Source organism: Streptomyces sp. NPDC054786 (assembly GCF_053611685.1).
On record NZ_JBSHAW010000011.1, the window covers coordinates 102,079 to 118,911 of the forward strand.

Here is a 16,833-nt window from a genome sequence, read left to right on the forward strand (position 1 = left end):
GGGCCCGACGCGCACGCCGGGCCCGGGCGTCAGCTCAGCAGGCGGCGGTCAGCCCTCGAACGTCGCCGCCAGTGCTTCCGCGAGGCCCGGCACCAGCGCCGAGCCGGTGAGCACCTCGGACGTGGAGTCCTTCTCGCGCAGCCGCAGTGCCGACTCACGCCGTCCGTCCCGCAGCACGGCCACCGTCATCCGGACTTCCTGGCGGTCCGGGTGCTTGGCGACCCACTTGGCGAGCTGCGCCTCGTCCATGCCCTCGGGCTCGGAGTCCTCGGCGGACGGCGGCAGCATCAGCCGCTCCACGGTCAGCGCGCAGCCCGCGACGGCGTCCGGCCAGGCAATGGTGGCCAGGAACTCGTCCAGCGGGACGCCCGCCGGGATCTCGTCCTGTTCCACGGGGGTCAGGGACGTGGTGGTGGAGTCGTCGATGCCGAGCTGGGCGGCGAGCGAGGGCTCCTGCGCACGCAGCTTGGCGGTGTCGACGAGGGCGAACAGTCGGGCGGGCTGATCCCAGCCGAGCCCGGCGCTGTACTCGTCGATTTCGAGCACCGCGCGGGTCAGGGGGTCGGCGGCGAGGGGGGTGCCGTCAACGGGGAGGTTGGTCATGCTCAACATCGTGCCTTGTGTACCCCGGAAAGCGGGAACTGAGTAAAGCCTTCGTAAGTTGCATCGGTGGGTCCTACTATCGCCGGGCCTGCTCCACACGACAGCGAACTTCGAGGTGCGCACCTTGGCTTTCCAGATGCCGGACCGCGGCGGAGGCCCGACAGGGCCACGGATCAGAGTCGGCCGACCATCGCGGCGGATCCGGACCCTGCTCATGACATTGGGTGTGCTGGCCGTATTGGCCATGCTCTTTGTGATGTTTGCAGGGTTCTGGACCGATTGGCTCTGGTACCGCTCGGTCAAGTACTCCTCGGTCTTCACCACCACCCTGTGGACCAAGATCGGTCTGTTCTTCTCCTTCGGCGTTCTGATGGCCGTGGCCGTCGGCGTCAACGTCTGGCTGGCGCACCGGCTGCGGCCGCCGCTGAGCGCGATGTCCGTGGAGCAGCAGAGCCTGGACCGCTACCGGATGGGCATCGCGCCGTTCAAGAAGTGGGCGCTGATCGCGATCACCGCGGTGATCGGCCTGATCGCCGGTGCCTCCGCCTCGGGCGAGTGGCGGACCTGGCTGCAGTGGGTCAACGGCGTGCCGTTCGGCAAGACGGACCCGCAGTTCGGCATGGACATCGCCTTCTACACCTTCGATCTGCCCTGGTACCGCTTCCTGTTGAGCTTCGGCTTCGCCTGTGCGGTGCTGTGTCTGGTCGCCGCGGCGCTGACGCACTACCTGTACGGCGGGCTGCGGCTGACCAGCCCCGGCTCGCGGGCGACCGCGGCGGCCACCGGCCATCTGTCGGTGCTGCTGGGTATTTTCGTCTCGCTCAAGGCGATCGCGTACTGGCTCGACCGGTACGGCCTGGCGGTCAAGTCCAGCGGCCTGAAGTCGGCCGACAACTGGACGGGCCTGCGGTATGTCGACGCCAACGCCTATCTCCCGGCGAAGACGATCCTGTTCTTCATCGCGGCGATCTGTGCGGTGCTGTTCTTCGCCACCCTCTGGCGGCGGACGTGGCAGCTGCCGGTGATCGGCTTCGGTCTGATGGTGCTCTCGGCGATCCTCATCGGCGGGCTGTACCCGGCGATCGTGCAGAAGTTCCAGGTTCAGCCGAACGAGCAGGCCAAGGAAGCGCCGTACATCAAGCAGAACATCAAGGCGACCCGGGATGCGTACGACATCCAGGACTCCGAGGTCACGCCGTACAAGGGCAACTACAAGCCCGCCGACAAGGCGGAGAGCCAGCGGCTGCGCGATGACGCCGACACCACGGCCAGCGTGCGGCTGCTCGACCCGAATGTGGTCTCGCCGGCCTTCCAGCAACAGCAGCAGGTGCGCGGGTACTACCAGTTCCCCTCCACCCTCGACGTCGACCGGTACAAGGACACGGACGGTGCCGAGCAGGACACCGTCATCGGTCTGCGCGAGCTGAACATCGCCGGTATCCCCGAACGCAACTGGATCAACGACCACTTCAAGTACACCCACGGCTACGGCGCGGTCGCCGCCAAGGGGACCGAGCCCGCCGACGGCGGTGGTCCGAAGTACACCGAGTCGGATCTGCCGGCCAAGGGGCAGCTCGGCTCGTACCAGCAGCGGGTGTACTACGGCGAGAAGACCTCGCAGTACTCCATCGTCGGCGGTCCGCAGAAGGAACTGGACTACTCCGACGACAGCGGCGAGAAGAGCTACAGCTACAAGGGCAGCAGCGGCGTCAACCTCTCGAACCCGGTCAACCGCGCCGCATACGCGGTGGCGTTCGGGGAGCCGCAGATCCTCTACTCCGGGGCGATCGGCAAGGGCTCGCGGATCCTGTACAACCGCACGCCCAAGGAGCGCGTCGAAGCCGTCGCCCCCTGGCTGACCATCGACGGCGACGCCTACCCGGCGGTCATCAACCACCGGGTCAAGTGGATCGTGGACGCCTACACCACCAGCAACGGCTATCCGTACGCCTCGCGCACCACGCTCGGGGACAGCACGGCCGATTCGCTCACCGACGGCCAGCGCGCTGTGGTGGCCCAGCAGAACCAGGTCAACTACATCCGTAACTCCGTCAAGGCGACGGTGGATGCCTACGACGGTTCGGTGAAGCTCTACCAGTGGGACGACAAGGACCCGGTCCTCAAGACCTGGATGAAGTCGTTCCCCGGCACGGTCGAGAAGAAGAGCGCCATAAGCCCGGCGCTCAAGGAGCATCTGCGCTACCCGCAGGACCTCTTCAAGGTGCAGCGCCAGCTGCTGACCACGTACCACGTCACGGACCCCGGCACCTTCTACACCGGCTCCGAGCGCTGGCAGATCCCGAACGACCCGACGACCAAGTCGGGCAACGCGGTACCGCCGTACTACCTGAGCATGAAGATGCCGGACCAGAAGAACCGGGCGTTCTCGCTGACGACGACCTTCACGCCCAACAAGCGCGACAATCTGGGTGCGTTCATGGCCGTCGACGCCAATGCGACCAGCGGCGACTACGGCAAGATCAGACTGCTGAAACTGCCCTCACAGACGCCGGTGCCCGGCCCGCAGCTGGTGCAGTCGAAGTTCAACTCCGATCCGAACATCGCCAATGAGCTCAACATCCTCAAGAAACTCGGCGACTCGGAGATCGAGTACGGCAATCTGCTGACCGTGCCACTGGACGGCGGACTGCTCTACGTCGAACCGGTGTATCTGCGCGGTGCCAACACCAACTACCCGCTCCTGAAGAAGGTGCTGGTCAGTTACGGCGACAACAAGCCCGTCCTGGAGGACTCCCTCAAGGACGCGCTGGATGTGGTCTTCGGCAAGAAGGCGCCCAGTACGGGCTCGGAGAACCCGCCGGGCGGCGACACCAGCCAGCCGCCCCCGTCGGGCCAGACGGTGCAGCAGGCGCTGGGCGACGCGCAGAAGGCCTACGAGGAGGGCGAGAAGGCGCGCGCCTCGGGCGACTGGGCCGGTTACGGCGAGGCCCAGAAGAAGCTGAAGGCGGCCCTGGACCGGGCGGCGAAGGCTTCCGAGAAGAGCGGCAAGCCGGGCAGCTGAGCCGGTCGGCCGTATGCCCCCGGCCCTGTGGCCACCGATGCGAACCGGTGGTCACAGGGCCACGGCGGTGCGGGACCGCCCCGCCGTCGTGATACCTTGAGGACACAACGGCGCGGGGTGGAGCAGCTCGGTAGCTCGCTGGGCTCATAACCCAGAGGTCGCAGGTTCAAATCCTGTCCCCGCTACTGCAAGACGAAGGCCCGGATCCTCAAGGATCCGGGCCTTCGTCTTGTGTTCAGGTCGATTCCGTTCAAAGCCGGGTCGCGCGGCCGATGTGGGGAAGGTGTGTGCTTGAGTTTGCCAAGTCGTCGTGTCGGGAAGTCGACAAACCGCTGAAGTGACCTCACTGGCTGCGGTATACCAGGTGTACGCGGGTTACAGGTGATGCGACGATGGGTCTTATGGGGGACAAGGCAAGGTTGTTGGAGACAGACCGGTTTGTGCATGCGCCCGACGACGGGCGCGAATCCGAGCTGCAGATGGACGCGATGGAGGCCGTGGAAGCCGCCGAAGCGTCCGATGCCGTGACCGAGTCCGGCCACCGCCGGGCCGCCGAGGCGGGCGACACCGCCGCCATGAGCGCGCTCGGCGCGATGCTGCTCCGCCGCGGCGACCTCGACGGCGCCGAGTCGCATCTGCGTTCCGCTGCCGCCGCCGGTGACCGCGCCGCGGCCAACAACCTCGGCGTGCTGCTTCACCAGCGGGGCTACGGGGACGAGGCGGCCGGCTGGTGGCGTATCGCAGCGGTCGCCGGCTCCGCCGCCGCGGCGCACGCCCTCGGGCGCCACTACCGCGAGCGCGGCGACGAGCCGGCCGCCGAGTACTGGCTGCGTCAGTCCGCCGAGTCCGGCCACTGCCTGGGCGCGTACGCACTCGCCGATCTGCTGGAGCACCGCGGCGACATCGGTGCCGAGCGCTGGTTCCGTACGGCCGCCGAGCGCGGCCACCGTGAGGCCGCTTACCGGCTGGCCCGGCTCATCGAGGACGGCCGCGACGCGGAGCGGCGTGCGGTGCCCGCGTACGGCGAGCTGACCCAGCAGGAGGAGGCCGAGCAGTGGTACCGGCAGGCCGCCGCGCGCGGTCACCGGAGGGCCGCGCTGCAGCTGGGTGCGCTGCTGGAGGACCGCGGTGACGTCCAGGAGGCGGGCCGTTGGTATCTGTCCGCCGCCAAGGACGGTGAGGCGCGCGCGGCCTGTGCGCTGGGCTTCCTGCTGCGTGACGCGGGGGACGAGGAGAGCGCTGCGGAGTGGTGGCGGCGGGCGGCCCAGGACGGCGATGGCAACGCTGCCAATGCGCTGGGAGCGCTGCACGCCGACCGGGGTGAACTCCAGACCGCGGAGCGGTGGTACCGCGTCGCGCTGGACGCCGGGGACGTGAACGGCGCCTACAACATCGGGCTGCTCTGCGCCGAGCAGGGCCGGGAGGGGCGCGGTGAGCAGTGGTACCGCCGGGCCGCCTATGCCGGGCACCGCGAGGCCGCCAACGCGCTGGCCATCCTGCTGCTGCAGCGGGGCGACGCCTCGGGGGCCGAGCCGTGGTTCTCCAAGGCGGCCGAGGCGGGCAGTGTGGACGCCGCGTTCAACCTCGGCATCCTGTTCACCGGGCGCGGTGCGGAGCGTACGGCGCACACCTGGTACGAGCGGGCGGCCGCGGCCGGGCACACGGAGGCGGCGCTCCAGGTCGCCATCGTGCAGCTGCGGGACGGTGAGCTGCAGGACGCGGAGCGCAATCTGCGTTGTGCGGCCGGTGGCGGCAGCGCCGAGGCGGCCTTCCGGCTCGCGGACCTCCTCGACCGCAGGGCGGTCGCCGCGGGCGAGGGGGCGGCGGACGGCGAGCGCACGGCGGACGACGAGAGCGTGCAGTGGTACGAGCGAGCCGCCCGCCAGGGTCACCGCCGCGCCCAGGTCCGGGTCGGCATGTTTGCGGCGGCTCGCGGGGATGCCGGCGAGGCCGCCAACTGGTACCGCGCGGCGGCCGAGGCCGGCAGCCGTAACGGCGCCTTCAACCTCGGGCTGCTGCTGGCCCGCGAGGGCAGCCTTCCCGAGGCCGCCCTGTGGTGGCAGCGCGCCGCCGAGACCGGCCATGGCCGGGCGGCGCTGCGGCTGGCGCTGCTCGCCGCACGGCGCGGTGCGCTGGCGGAGGCGCAGAGCTGGTGTGCGCGCGCCGTCGAGCTGGGGCCGCCGGAGGTGGCGGAGCGCGCGGCGCGGCTGCGGACGGCGCTCCAGGAGGAGCTCAGCGCGTAGCGGGCGTACGGAGGCACCGGAGGCCCGGGGCCGGGGCCGGGTCCACAGGGCCCGGCCCTGGGCCGCGCGGAAGGGATTTGCGCTGGTCGTCGGCCCGGGGTTAAAGTAAGGCAACAACGGCGCGGGGTGGAGCAGCTCGGTAGCTCGCTGGGCTCATAACCCAGAGGTCGCAGGTTCAAATCCTGTCCCCGCTACTGCAAGACGAAGGCCCGGATCCTTGAGGATCCGGGCCTTCGTCGTGTCTACCGCTGCAGTCGGTGGCCGACCGCCTCCGCGTACAGGCTGCGGTCGACGATCCGGTTCTCCGGCAGTGGTGCCCCCTTGGTGACGCCGGTGTCCCGGTAGGCCTTCTGGAGCCGGGCCGCGGTGCCCTTTCGGATCTCCCAGTCCATCCGGAGGGACGGGACCGAGGCGAGGATCTTCCCGTCGACCTTGAGCAGCCCGGCGAGCTCGGCGACGAACGCCTTGTCGGCCTTGTAGTCGCCGGCGAAGTACGTATTGACCGTGCGGATGTAGGCCCGCAGGAAGGCGACCCCGGCGTCCGGGTCCCGCTGGAGCAGGTTCGGGCCGTACAGGGCGCCACCGAGCGGTTCGCCCTGGGGCTGGCCGCCCAGGAAGGCGTACTTCTTGTCGCCGTCGACCCGTCGCCAGACCGGGTCGAGCAGCCAGGCGGAGTCCACCCCGCCGCCGGTCAGAGCGGTCAGTACGTCGGAGGAGCCGAGCTGCTGGAAGGTGACGGAGTGGATGTCGGTGCCGTGTCCGGCGAAGGACGTGGCCATCGGGTACATGATCACGGAGCCTTTCCCGATCATGGTGCCCATCCTCGACCCCTTGAGGGAGACCGAAGTGGCGCTCTCCCCGCTCTTCAGGCGCACCCACAGGCCGCTCCTGGAACTCGGGTCGGGGGAGAAGTTGCCGGCCACCCAGCGGATGTCGAAGCCGCCGTTGATGCCGTTGACGACGGCGGCCTCGGGGGCCGCCCACAGGGCGTCCAGATCGCCCTTGGCCAGCAGCGGCAGCGCCTCCGGGGTGGGCAGGACCTTCAGCCGGACGTCCAGGCCCTCCTTCCGGAACTCACCCCTGGCGAGGGCCAGCCGCAGCGGGGCCACGTACTCGGCGTTGAGGGTGCCGGTGGCGATCGTGAGTGTGCGGCGCTTCGTGAGGGGGCGCGGGGCCGGGGCGCCCTTGTCGCAGCGTGCCGGGGTGCGGCCGGGGGCGAGGTCGGCGGGGTCGGTCCAGGAGGCCTTGCCGCAGCCCGCGACGGGCCTGATGGTGCGGGGTCCGGTGGCGGCGGCGCCGTCCTTGGGGGCGGCGCAGCCCGCGCCGAGGGCGAGCGCGGTGAGGAGCGTGGCGACGGTGGTGGTGCGGAAACGCATGGGACCTCCGTGCGGGGCGGCGTCGAGGCGGACGAGGCGGTGCGGTGGATCAGCTCCGGGACCGGCCGCGGTCGCGGGGCGCCCAGGGGGTGAGGAGGCGCCCGGCCAGCCGTACCAGCTCGGAGAAGAGCACGCCGAGGACGGCCACGCAGACGATGCCGACGCACATCACGTCGTTCTGGAACAGGGCGCGGGAGTCGAAGATCAGATGCCCGAGGCCGTCGGTGGCGGCGATCTGTTCCGAGGCGACGATGACCAGGACGGCCACGCCCGCGGCGATCCGGGCGCCCACCAGGACGGCGGGCAGGGAGGCGGGCAGCAGGACGTGCCGGAACATCTGCCAGGGGCTCGCGCCGAACACCTGGCCGGCGTCGCGGTGGCCGGAGGGGATCGCCAGCACCGCCGCCATGGTGGAGATCCAGACGAAGAAGAAGACGGTGGCGGCGACGAGGGCGACCTGCGGTCCTTCGCCGAGCCCGAACATATTCAGGAAGACCGGCAGCAGGGCGAGCTTGGGGACGACGTACAGGGCGTCCAAGAGGGGTTCGAGGGCGGCGCGTACGAGCGGCAGCGAGCCCATCAGCAGGCCCAGGAGGTAGCCGGAGACGGTGCCGACGGCGTAGCCGGCCAGGACGCGCCGTAGCGTGGCCCACACGTCCGGCCACAGGTCGCCGGCCAGGGCGCGGTCCCAGCCGTCGGCCAGGATCGTGGACGGCGCGGGGTAGATGCGGGCGTCGATCCAGGCCTGGCCGGCGGCCAGCTGCCACAGCAGGACGAGCACCAGCGGGACCGCGACGGCGAGGGAGATCTCCAGGGTGCGCCGGCGGCGGTGGGTGCGCCGGGGACGCAGTTCCTGGGGGCCGGGGCGACGGACGAGGAGCCGGCCGGACGCGGCGGGCGGCCCGTCCTCGTGGCCGGGCGGGTGGAGGGCGGTGGTCATACGGGGAGCACCCCCTTGGCGGCCGGGTCTGCCGTGCCGGTGCCGTCGACCTCGCCGCGCAGCAGCTGCCACAACTCGGCCTTCAGGGCGGTGAATTCGGGGGTGTCCCGGACCGCGCCGGTGCGGGGGCGGCCGAACGGCGGGCGGCGTTCGGCGATGATCCGGCCGGGCCGGGCGGACATCACCAGGACCCGGTCACCGAGCACCAGGGCCTCTTCGAGGCTGTGGGTGATGAAGAGGGTGGTGGTGCGAGTGGTCTGGGTGAGGTCGAGCAGCTCGTCCTGGAGGATGGTGCGCAGCTGGGCGTCGAGGGCCGCGAACGGCTCGTCCATCAGCAGCATCCCGGGCTCGACGGCGAGCGCACGGGCGATGGCGACGCGCTGGCGCATGCCGCCGGAGAGCGCGGCCGGGTAGGCGTCCGCGAAGTCGGCGAGCCCCATCCGGGCGAGCCAGGAGCGGGCCCGTTCGTCGGCCTCCTTACGGGGCACGCGCTGGATGTCGAGGCCGAAGCGGACATTGGCCAGCACGGTCTTCCAGTCGTAGATGCCGTAGTCCTGGAAGATCATCGCGGTCGGCCGGTCGGTGCCCGCCCGGATTTCCAACTCGCCCTCACTGGGGCGCAGCAGGCCGGCGGTGATCCGCAGCAGCGTCGACTTCCCGCAGCCGGACGGGCCGACCAGGCAGACGAATTCGCCCGGGGCGATCTCGGTGTCGAGGGGGCCGAGGGCGGCCGGCGCCGTGCCGCCGCGGCCGAACGAGCGGGCCAGGGCGCGGGCGCGCAGGGCCGGCGGGCGGGGGGACGGGTCGGCGGGTGGGCGGTGCGGTGCGGGCGAAGGGTGCGGCTCTCCCACGGGGTGCTCCTTGCGGAGTGCGGACAGGGTGCCGCCGTGGTGCGGGGCCCGGACCCGGTCGGGCCCGGTGGCCGGAAAGCGCGGCGCGCCGACGATATGACGGTGCGTCAGATCCGGGCAAGGGGCGTGCGGGCATGGTTGTGCGGCGGGGGAGAGGTGACGGTGCGGTGCCGGGGGGACCGGTGGGCGGCCGGGGCACGCGAAGGAGCCCGCGGCCGGAGGGGCGCGGGCTCGGTCAGGCGTACGGCGTGACGCGGTGCGGAGGCGGCCCGGAGGGGGGCCGGCCTCCCCTGGCGTCAGGACGGGGCGTTGCAGTTGGGGCAGATGCCCCGGTAGGTCACGGTGACCTCGGAGACCTGGAAGCCGTAGCGCTCCGGCTCGGGCAGAGCGGAGAGCGGGTCGCCCTGGACGTGGACGTCGCGGATCGTGCCGCACCGCGAGCAGACCAGATGCTGGTGGTCGTGGTGGGCGTTGGGGTCGTAGCGCTTGGCCCGGCCGTCCGTGCTCACCTCGATCACCTCACCGAGGGAGACCAGCTCGCCCAGGGTGTTGTAGACGGTGGCGCGGGAGATCTCGGGGAGCCGGTCGGATGCCAGCGCATGCACCTCGTCGGCGGTGTAGTGGACGTGGTCCCCGTCGAGGACCTCGGCGACGACGCGTCGCTGCGCGGTCAGCCGCCAGCCGCGTCCCCGGAGCCGTTCCAGCAGGTCACTCATGCCAATCACCTATCAGTCAGATAGAGCCAGGGTAGCAGTGGCAGGTCCATCACCGGATCGAGTACGACTTTCGGCTCCTTCTTGACTTAGACATTGTCCAATGTAGGATCGTGATCGGCGCAAGCCAAGGGCAGGTGGAGAAGACTTTTCAGGAGGCGCACGTGTCGGTAGAGAGCACCACTGGACCGCTGACCACGGAGTCCGGCGCTCCGGTCGGGGACAACCAGAACAGCGAGACGGCCGGCATCGGCGGTCCCGGACTCATCCAGGACCAGCTCCTGATCGAGAAGCTCGCGCACTTCAACCGCGAGCGCATCCCGGAGCGCATCGTGCATGCCCGTGGCGCCGGTGCGTACGGCACGTTCACGGTGACCGCGGATCTGACCAAGTACACCCGCGCCAATTTCCTTTCCGAGGTCGGCAAGCAGACCGAGACCTTCCTGCGTTTCTCCACCGTCGCGGGCAACCTCGGCTCGGCCGACGCGGTGCGTGACCCGCGCGGCTTCGCGCTGAAGTTCTACACCGAAGAGGGCAACTACGACCTCGTCGGCAACAACACCCCGGTGTTCTTCATCAAGGACGCCATCAAGTTCCCCGACTTCATCCACACCCAGAAGCGCGACCCGTACACCGGCTCGCAGGAGGCGGACAACGTCTGGGACTTCTGGGGTCTGTCGCCCGAGTCCACCCACCAGGTCACCTGGCTGTTCGGCGACCGCGGCATCCCTGCCACGCTCCGCCACATGAACGGCTACGGCTCGCACACCTTCCAGTGGAACAACGCCGCCGGTGAGGTCTTCTGGGTCAAGTACCACTTCAAGACCGACCAGGGCATCAAGAACCTCACCCAGGCCGAGGCCGACAAGCTCGCCGGTGAGGACGCCGACAGCCACCAGCGCGACCTGCGCACCTCGATCGAGCGCGGTGACTTCCCGAGCTGGACCGTCCAGGTGCAGATCATGCCCGCGGCAGAGGCGGCCACCTACCGCTTCAACCCGTTCGACCTGACCAAGGTCTGGCCGCACGAGGACTACCCGCCGATCGAGATCGGCAAGCTGGAGCTCAACCGCAACCCGCAGAACATCTTCGCCGAGGTCGAGCAGTCGATCTTCTCCCCGCACCACTTCGTGCCGGGCATCGGCCCGTCCCCCGACAAGATGCTCCAGGGCCGTCTCTTCGCCTACGGCGACGCCCACCGCTACCGCGTCGGCATCAACGCCGACCACCTCCCGGTGAACCGCCCGCACGCCACCGAGGCGCGCAGCCACGGCCGGGACGGCGCGCTGTACGACGGCCGGCACGCGGGGCAGAAGAACTACGAGCCCAACAGCTTCGGCGGCCCGGCCGAGACCGGGCGGCCGCTGTGGCAGCAGGCGGACGTGAGCGGCGCCACCGGCGAGCACGCGGCGCCCTCGCACGCCGAGGACGACGACTTCGTCCAGGCCGGCACCCTCTACCGCCTGATGTCGGAGGACGAGAGGGAGCGCCTGATCAACAACCTGGCGGGCTTCATCTCCCAGGTCTCCCGTGACGACATCGCCCAGCGGGCGATCGAGAACTTCCGCAAGGCGGACGCGGACTACGGCAAGCGGCTGGAAGCCGCGGTCCAGGCCCTGCGCGGCTGAGCGGCGGTCCTTGCGGCTGACCGCCGCCGCTCGCGCGGAAGCGGTTGCCCGCCGTAGGGGCTGCCCGGATGTCGCTTGCCGTACGAGCCGAAGAGGCCGGATGCCATGGGGCTCCGGCCTCTTCGTGCGTCCGGCCGCCGTGCTCAGGCCGGTACGGCGTCGACCCGCTCCGTGACGGCCGACCGGCAGCGGATGATGTCGCGTACGGACACCACGCCGACCGGTTCATGGTCGTCGAGCACGATCAGATGGCGGAAGCCGCCGCGCACCATGGCGTCCGCGGCATCGTCCAGGGTCCAGTCCGGAGCGGCGAAGACCACGTCCGAAGTGGTGTGGGTCTGGGCGGTCTCCCGGTCGGGGTTCTCGCCCGCGCCGAGGGAATTGAGGATGTCGCGCTCGGTGAGAATGCCGATGCCGCTGTTGTCGTTGTCGAGGACCACGGCCGCGCCGATGCGGCGGGCCGCCATCAGTTGCGCCGCCTGACGGAGGGTGTGAGCGGGCCCGATGGTGAGGACCACCGTGCTCATGGCGTCTTTGACGTGCATGGGCATGGAGTGGAGCCACCTCCTTGGTGAATGTGCCTTGCGAAGGGATTCACAAGTTCACAAAGTGGGGGATTCTCATGTTCACATGCCTACGCCGATGCAACAAGGGGCAAGTGCGGGACGGGTGTCCGAATACCCGTCCCGTCGCAGGTCAGCGCGAGGAGTCGCCGAGGTAACTCAGCAGATCCTCGTGCAGCAGACCGTTGGAGGCCGCCGCGTTACCGCTGTGCGGGCCCGGCTTGCCGTCCAGGCCGGTGAACTGCCCGCCGGCCTCCTTCACGACCACCGCGCACGCCGCCATGTCCCACAGTGAGAGCTCCGGCTCCGCGCAGATGTCCACCGAACCCTCGGCGATCATCATGTACGGCCAGAAGTCGCCATAGCCGCGGGTGCGCCAGCAGTCCCGGCTCAGATCGAGGAAACCGGGCAGCTTGCCGCGCTCCTCCCAGCCGGTCAGCGAGGAGTAGGCGAACGAGGCGTCCTGGATACGGCCGACCTTCGAGACCTGCAGCCGGCTCGCGGAGGTCAGACTGCGGCCCGTGAAGGCCCCCAGACCGTCGGCGGCCCACCAACGGCGGTTCAGCGCCGGCGCGGAGACGATGCCGACCACCGGGCGGTCGCCGCCCGCACCGCGCTCCATCAGCGCGATCAGCGTGGCCCAGACCGGCACCCCGCGGACGTAGTTCTTCGTGCCGTCGATCGGGTCGATGATCCAGCGACGCGGTCCCGCGCCCTCGCTGCCGAACTCCTCGCCGAGCACCGCATCCCGTGGCCGGGCCCGCTGGAGCTGGCCGCGGATGAGCTCCTCGGCGCCCTTGTCCGCCTCGCTCACCGGTGTCATGTCCGGTTTGGTCTCGACCTTGAGGTCGAGTGCCTTGAAGCGCTCCATGGTGGCGGCGTCCGCGGCGTCCGCGAGAACATGGCCGAGGCGAAGATCATCGTGATAGTCGGGCATGTGCGAACAGTATCGATTGGTATGGGCAGGAGCCACACGGCTGTGCGCCACCGGGCGTGTGGCGGCGCCGGGCCATGCCGGTGAGCGCGTGCTGCGACGACCCTTGACAGCATCTGGCGCCGCGTCAATTCTGTGCGCACACCGGCCACCTGGGCCGGCGGCCGGGGAGGCGACGGATGCCCGCAGCGCGTGAATCCCTGCTCGATGCCGCCTATACGGCGCTGACGAAACGGGCCTGGACGGCCGTGCGGATGGTTGATGTCGCGGCCGCTGCCGGGGTCTCCCGGCAGACGCTCTACAACGAGTTCGGCAGCAAGGAAGGGCTGGCCCGCGCCCTGGTCCGCCGGGAGACCGAGAAGTACCTCGCCGGGGTCGCACGGGCGCTGTCCCGGGGAGCCTCGGCCGCCGGGACGCGGGGCGACGCGGCGGGCCGGGTGGTGGCCGCGGCCGCCTGGACGCTGCGTACCGCCCGCGCCAACCCCCTGGTCAGGGCCGCGCTGACCGGATGCTGGGGCGACCGGCTGCCGAGTCCTGCGCCGGTGCCCGCCGCCCCCGCGCCGGTACGGGCCGCCCGGTACGGCGTCCCCGTACAGCGTGCCGCGACGACCGTCGAGGGGCCGCTGCCGGGGCCCGCGGAGCTCGTCGGCCGCTTCTGCGACCAGGCGGTCGCGGCGCTGGAGCCCGACTGGCCGGCGGAGGAGCTGCCCGCCCTGGGCACCGCCTGCGAGACCGCGGCGCGGCTGACCCTGGCCTGTGTCGTCGCCCCGGTGGCTCCCGTTGTGGCGCAGGCTCCCGGACGCATACCGGCCCAGCGGTCGCGCAGGGAGCTGGAGACGGAGGCGGTGTCCCGGCTCGTGCGGGGTGCCTTCGCCCGGACGCCGGCCGGCACGTCGTCGACAGACCGGGGGTGACGGGGCGTCACGGCCGCGGCGGTGGGCAGGCGTCACACGTGGACGCGACTGCGACGGGTACCACACGCGGACGAGTCGACGGGCGTCACACGCGGACGAGTTGACGGGCGTCGTGCCCGCAGGGCCCCCGCGCCGCTCGCCGCGCGGACACGCTCCGGGTCAGTGTGCCGACCCCGACAGTTGTAGCCCGATCACGCCGGCGATGACCAAGGTGATGGAGACGATCTTGAGGGTGGAGACCACATCGCCGAGGAAGACCATGCCGTAGATCGCCGTACCGGCCGCACCGATACCGGTCCACACCGCATACGCCGGGCCGACGTCGAGCTTGCGCAGCGCCAGTGTCAGCAGACCGAAGCTGCCGAGGGCGAAGGCCGCGAAGGCGACGGTGGGGAAGAGGCGGGTGAAGCCGTGCGAGAGCTTGAGGCAGACCGCGAAGCCGGTCTCCAGGATCCCCGCCACCACGACCAGCAGCCACGCCATGTCCCCTTGCCTCCGTCAGCTTGGGCCTGTCTTACGTGAGCAACGACGGGACATCACATTCACTCGTTCGGGCCTCGTTCGGCGACCGGGTCTGTTTGCCCCCTACGCCGGGCTTGGCGTGATTATGCATCTACCTCGGACGGGCGGCAGCAAACGTCGGCGGTCAGTCGCCTTCGCGTCGTTCGCGGGTGGCCAGGAGGCGGCGCAGCGAGTAGAGACGGGCCGGGTCGGCGTGGCCGTCGGCGACCCACGCGTCCAGCGCGCAGTCCGGTTCGTCGTGGCTGCAGGCACGCGGGCAGCCGGCGGTGCCGGGCTCCAGATCCGGGAAGGCCTGGATGACCCGGGACGGGTCGACATGATGCAGCCCGAAGGACCGTACGCCCGGGGTGTCGATGACCCAGCCCGAGTCGTCGGGCAGCGGGAGTGCCAGCGCGGAGGTGGTGGTGTGCCGCCCGCGGCCGGTGACCGCGTTGACATGGCCGATGGCCCGACGGCGTTCCGGGACCAGGGAGTTGACCAGAGTGGTCTTGCCCACCCCGGAGTGTCCGACGAACGCCGTCATACGGCCCGACAGCGCGGCCCTGACCCGGTCGGCGGCGCTGCCGTCGGCGAGTTCGTCGCGGTTGGTGACGAGGTAGGGGACACCGAGGTCGCCGTAGGACTCCAACAGGCTGTCCGCGGACGCCAGATCGGACTTGGTCAGCACCAGCAGCGGGTCGAGGCCCGCGTCGAAGGCGGCGACCAGACAGCGGTCGATGAGCCGGGGGCGCGGCTCGGGGTCGGCGAGGGCGGTGACGATCGCGAGCTGGTCGGCGTTGGCGACCACGACCCGCTCGAACGGGTCGTCATCGTCGGCCGTACGGCGCAGTGTCGAGGATCGCGGCTCGACCCGGACGATCCGGGCGAGGGTGTCCTTGGCGCCCGTCAGATCGCCGACGACGGCGACCCGGTCGCCGACCACCGCGCTCTTGCGGCCCAGTTCGCGGGCCTTCATCGCGGTGACCGTACGGTCCTCGATGAGGCAGGTCAGACGGCCGCGGTCGACGGTCAGCACCAGGCCCTCGCCGGCGTCCTCGTGCTTGGGGCGGATGTTCGTCCGGGGACGGTTGCCCTTGGGGTTGGGGCGGACGCGGATGTCGTCCTCGTCGGGGTTCTTGCCGTAGCGGCGCATGGCGGCGGTATCCCTCAGACTCTCCGGGCGGTGACGGACGCCGGATCGAGCATGTCCGTCCACATCGCGGGGAAGTCGGGCAGGGTCTTGGCGGTGGTGGCGACGTTCTCCACCGCCACGCCGTCGACCGCCAGGCCGATGACCGCCGCTGCGGTGGCCAGCCGGTGGTCCTCGTAGGTGCGGAAGATCCCGCCGTGCAGGGGGCGCGGCCGGATGTGCAGCCCGTCCGCGGTCTCGGTGACATCGCCGCCGAGTTCGTTGAGCTCCTTGGTGAGCGCCGCCAGCCGGTCGGTCTCGTGCAGCCGCAGATGCGCCACACCGCGCAGCGTGGAGGGGGAGTCGGCCAGGGCGGCGACCGCGGCGATGCCCGGGGTCAGCTCGCCGACCTCGCTCAGGTCGACGTCGATGCCGTGGATACGGCCGCTGCCGGTGAAGGTCAGTCCGCGGTCGGTCAGCTCGCAGGAACCGCCCATGGCGGTGAAGATCTCGCGCAGCGCGTCGCCGGGCTGGGTGGTGTGCCCGGGCCAGTCCGGGATGGTGACCCGGCCGCCGGTGACCAGCGCCGCGGCCAGGAACGGCTGGGCGTTGGACAGATCCGGCTCGACGACCAGATCACGGCCGAGCAGGGCGCCGGGAGTGACCCGCCAGACGTTCGGCTCGCCGCCCGCCTCCGGGGTGTCCACCTGCGCGCCGACGCTGCGCAGCATGTCGACGGTCATCCGGATGTGCGGCATGGAGGGCAGCGCCCCGCCCACGTGCCGGACCTCGACGCCCTGGTTGAAGCGTGGGGCGGACAGCAGCAGGGCGCTGACGAACTGGGAGGACGAGGAGGCGTCGATCTCGACCGGGCCGCCGTCCAGGGCGCCGCTGCCGAAGACCGTCATCGGCAGCGCGCCGCGGTTGTCGTCGTCGATCCGGGCGCCCAGGGTGCGCAGCGCGTCGATCACGCCGCCGAGCGGGCGCTCGTAGGAGCGGGGGTCGCCGTCGAAGCGGATCGGGCCGTCGGCGAGTGCGGCGACCGGGGGGAGGAAGCGCATGACCGTGCCGGCGTTGCCGACGTCGATGGTGGCCGGGCCGTGCAGGCCCGCCGGGATGATCCGCCAGGCCTCACCGCCGCCGGGCTGTACGGCGGAGCCGGCGGAGCTGGAGGACGCGGTCTCCTCGATGCCGACGCCCAGGGTGCGCAGCGCCTCGGCCATCAGGAGGGTGTCCCGGGAGCGCAGCGGCCGGCGCAGCCAGCCGGGCTCGGAGGAGAGGGCGGCCAGGACCAGGCCGCGGTTGGTGACCGATTTCGAGCCGGGCACGGTGACGGTGGCATCGACGGCCCCGGCGGCGAGGGGGGCGGGCCATGGGGCGGGGTGTGCGGGGCTCTCGGTCATGCCTTTACTTTAA

At 70.9% G+C, this 16,833-nt stretch carries 14 protein-coding genes and 2 tRNA genes; 6 read left to right on the forward strand and 10 right to left on the reverse strand.

Annotated features, from left to right (window positions below):
* Nucleotides 1-48: 48 nt before the first annotated feature.
* Entirely contained in the window at nucleotides 49-603 is a 555-nt protein-coding gene (locus ACWGI6_RS11920) for a PPA1309 family protein (RefSeq protein WP_393907646.1), read from the reverse strand.
* A 136-nt stretch (nucleotides 604-739) separates the two neighbouring features.
* Between ACWGI6_RS11920 and ACWGI6_RS11925 the strand changes: the two genes are divergently transcribed.
* The 4 genes from ACWGI6_RS11925 (at nucleotide 740) to ACWGI6_RS11940 (ending at nucleotide 6,062) form a co-directional block, all read left to right on the forward strand.
* Nucleotides 740-3,625 carry a UPF0182 family membrane protein gene (locus ACWGI6_RS11925; RefSeq protein WP_453267419.1) on the forward strand — a complete coding sequence of 962 codons (2,886 nt, stop codon included), beginning with the start codon at nucleotides 740-742 and terminating at the stop codon, nucleotides 3,623-3,625.
* Nucleotides 3,626-3,736: 111 nt separating this feature from the next.
* A tRNA-Met gene (locus ACWGI6_RS11930) sits at nucleotides 3,737-3,810 on the forward strand.
* Nucleotides 3,811-4,017: 207 nt separating this feature from the next.
* Nucleotides 4,018-5,868 carry a sel1 repeat family protein gene (locus ACWGI6_RS11935; protein ID WP_453267363.1) on the forward strand — a complete coding sequence of 617 codons (1,851 nt, stop codon included), beginning with the start codon at nucleotides 4,018-4,020 and terminating at the stop codon, nucleotides 5,866-5,868.
* 120 nt (nucleotides 5,869-5,988) lie between these two features.
* A tRNA-Met gene (locus tag ACWGI6_RS11940) sits at nucleotides 5,989-6,062 on the forward strand.
* A 48-nt stretch (nucleotides 6,063-6,110) separates the two neighbouring features.
* Here the strand turns inward: ACWGI6_RS11940 and ACWGI6_RS11945 are convergent.
* The 4 genes from ACWGI6_RS11945 to ACWGI6_RS11960 form a co-directional block, all read right to left on the reverse strand.
* Nucleotides 6,111-7,244 (reverse strand): ABC transporter substrate-binding protein, encoded by a 1,134-nt coding sequence (locus ACWGI6_RS11945; protein WP_453267364.1) that lies wholly within the window; start codon nucleotides 7,242-7,244, stop codon nucleotides 6,111-6,113.
* A 49-nt stretch (nucleotides 7,245-7,293) separates the two neighbouring features.
* A complete protein-coding gene (locus ACWGI6_RS11950; protein ID WP_453267365.1) occupies nucleotides 7,294-8,184 on the reverse strand; it encodes an ABC transporter permease in 891 nt (296 codons plus the stop codon).
* A complete protein-coding gene (locus tag ACWGI6_RS11955) occupies nucleotides 8,181-8,966 on the reverse strand; it encodes an ABC transporter ATP-binding protein (protein ID WP_453267420.1) in 786 nt (261 codons plus the stop codon). Before ACWGI6_RS11955 ends, ACWGI6_RS11950 begins: the two co-directional genes overlap by 4 nt.
* Nucleotides 8,967-9,331: 365 nt before the next feature.
* Nucleotides 9,332-9,751 carry a Fur family transcriptional regulator gene (locus tag ACWGI6_RS11960; protein WP_393907641.1) on the reverse strand — a complete coding sequence of 140 codons (420 nt, stop codon included), beginning with the start codon at nucleotides 9,749-9,751 and terminating at the stop codon, nucleotides 9,332-9,334.
* 161 nt (nucleotides 9,752-9,912) lie between these two features.
* Here ACWGI6_RS11960 and ACWGI6_RS11965 point away from each other — a divergent pair, with 161 nt between their 5' ends.
* Entirely contained in the window at nucleotides 9,913-11,376 is a 1,464-nt protein-coding gene (locus ACWGI6_RS11965; protein ID WP_453267366.1) for a catalase, read from the forward strand.
* A gap of 143 nt (nucleotides 11,377-11,519) precedes the next feature.
* Here the strand turns inward: ACWGI6_RS11965 and ACWGI6_RS11970 are convergent, their stop codons facing one another.
* Together ACWGI6_RS11970 and hisN are read right to left on the reverse strand one after the other, a co-directional pair.
* Nucleotides 11,520-11,921, reverse strand: coding sequence for a CBS domain-containing protein (locus ACWGI6_RS11970; protein ID WP_453267421.1), 402 nt, complete (start codon nucleotides 11,919-11,921; stop codon nucleotides 11,520-11,522).
* 151 nt (nucleotides 11,922-12,072) lie between these two features.
* A complete protein-coding gene (gene hisN, locus ACWGI6_RS11975) occupies nucleotides 12,073-12,876 on the reverse strand; it encodes a histidinol-phosphatase (protein WP_453267367.1) in 804 nt (267 codons plus the stop codon).
* A 176-nt stretch (nucleotides 12,877-13,052) separates the two neighbouring features.
* Here hisN and ACWGI6_RS11980 point away from each other — a divergent pair, with 176 nt between their 5' ends.
* A complete protein-coding gene (locus ACWGI6_RS11980; RefSeq protein WP_453267368.1) occupies nucleotides 13,053-13,787 on the forward strand; it encodes a TetR/AcrR family transcriptional regulator in 735 nt (244 codons plus the stop codon).
* A 159-nt stretch (nucleotides 13,788-13,946) separates the two neighbouring features.
* Here the strand turns inward: ACWGI6_RS11980 and ACWGI6_RS11985 are convergent, their stop codons facing one another.
* The 3 genes from ACWGI6_RS11985 to aroA all read right to left on the reverse strand — a co-directional run bounded on the left by ACWGI6_RS11985 (nucleotide 13,947) and on the right by aroA (nucleotide 16,820).
* Complete coding sequence (locus tag ACWGI6_RS11985; protein ID WP_453267369.1) at nucleotides 13,947-14,270, reverse strand: DMT family transporter; 324 nt, start codon at nucleotides 14,268-14,270, stop codon at nucleotides 13,947-13,949.
* 163 nt (nucleotides 14,271-14,433) lie between these two features.
* Nucleotides 14,434-15,441 (reverse strand): ribosome small subunit-dependent GTPase A, encoded by a 1,008-nt coding sequence (gene rsgA / locus ACWGI6_RS11990; protein ID WP_453267370.1) that lies wholly within the window; start codon nucleotides 15,439-15,441, stop codon nucleotides 14,434-14,436.
* A gap of 14 nt (nucleotides 15,442-15,455) precedes the next feature.
* Nucleotides 15,456-16,820, reverse strand: coding sequence for a 3-phosphoshikimate 1-carboxyvinyltransferase (gene aroA, locus ACWGI6_RS11995; RefSeq protein ID WP_453267371.1), 1,365 nt, complete (start codon nucleotides 16,818-16,820; stop codon nucleotides 15,456-15,458).
* Nucleotides 16,821-16,833 lie beyond the last annotated feature (13 nt).

Bases quoted from the DNA above. Each gene is read 5' to 3' on its own strand.
- ACWGI6_RS11920 (WP_393907646.1), bottom strand. From the start codon at position 603: ATGACCAACCTCCCCGTTGACGGCACCCCCCTCGCCGCCGACCCCCTG.
- ACWGI6_RS11925 (WP_453267419.1), top strand. From the start codon at position 740: ATGCCGGACCGCGGCGGAGGCCCGACAGGGCCACGGATCAGAGTCGGC.
- ACWGI6_RS11935 (WP_453267363.1), top strand. From the start codon at position 4,018: ATGGGTCTTATGGGGGACAAGGCAAGGTTGTTGGAGACAGACCGGTTT.
- ACWGI6_RS11945 (WP_453267364.1), bottom strand. From the start codon at position 7,244: ATGCGTTTCCGCACCACCACCGTCGCCACGCTCCTCACCGCGCTCGCC.
- ACWGI6_RS11950 (WP_453267365.1), bottom strand. From the start codon at position 8,184: ATGACCACCGCCCTCCACCCGCCCGGCCACGAGGACGGGCCGCCCGCC.
- ACWGI6_RS11960 (WP_393907641.1), bottom strand. From the start codon at position 9,751: ATGAGTGACCTGCTGGAACGGCTCCGGGGACGCGGCTGGCGGCTGACC.
- ACWGI6_RS11970 (WP_453267421.1), bottom strand. From the start codon at position 11,921: ATGCACGTCAAAGACGCCATGAGCACGGTGGTCCTCACCATCGGGCCC.
- hisN (WP_453267367.1), bottom strand. From the start codon at position 12,876: ATGCCCGACTATCACGATGATCTTCGCCTCGGCCATGTTCTCGCGGAC.
- ACWGI6_RS11980 (WP_453267368.1), top strand. From the start codon at position 13,053: ATGCCCGCAGCGCGTGAATCCCTGCTCGATGCCGCCTATACGGCGCTG.
- ACWGI6_RS11985 (WP_453267369.1), bottom strand. From the start codon at position 14,270: ATGGCGTGGCTGCTGGTCGTGGTGGCGGGGATCCTGGAGACCGGCTTC.
- rsgA (WP_453267370.1), bottom strand. From the start codon at position 15,441: ATGCGCCGCTACGGCAAGAACCCCGACGAGGACGACATCCGCGTCCGC.
- aroA (WP_453267371.1), bottom strand. From the start codon at position 16,820: ATGACCGAGAGCCCCGCACACCCCGCCCCATGGCCCGCCCCCCTCGCC.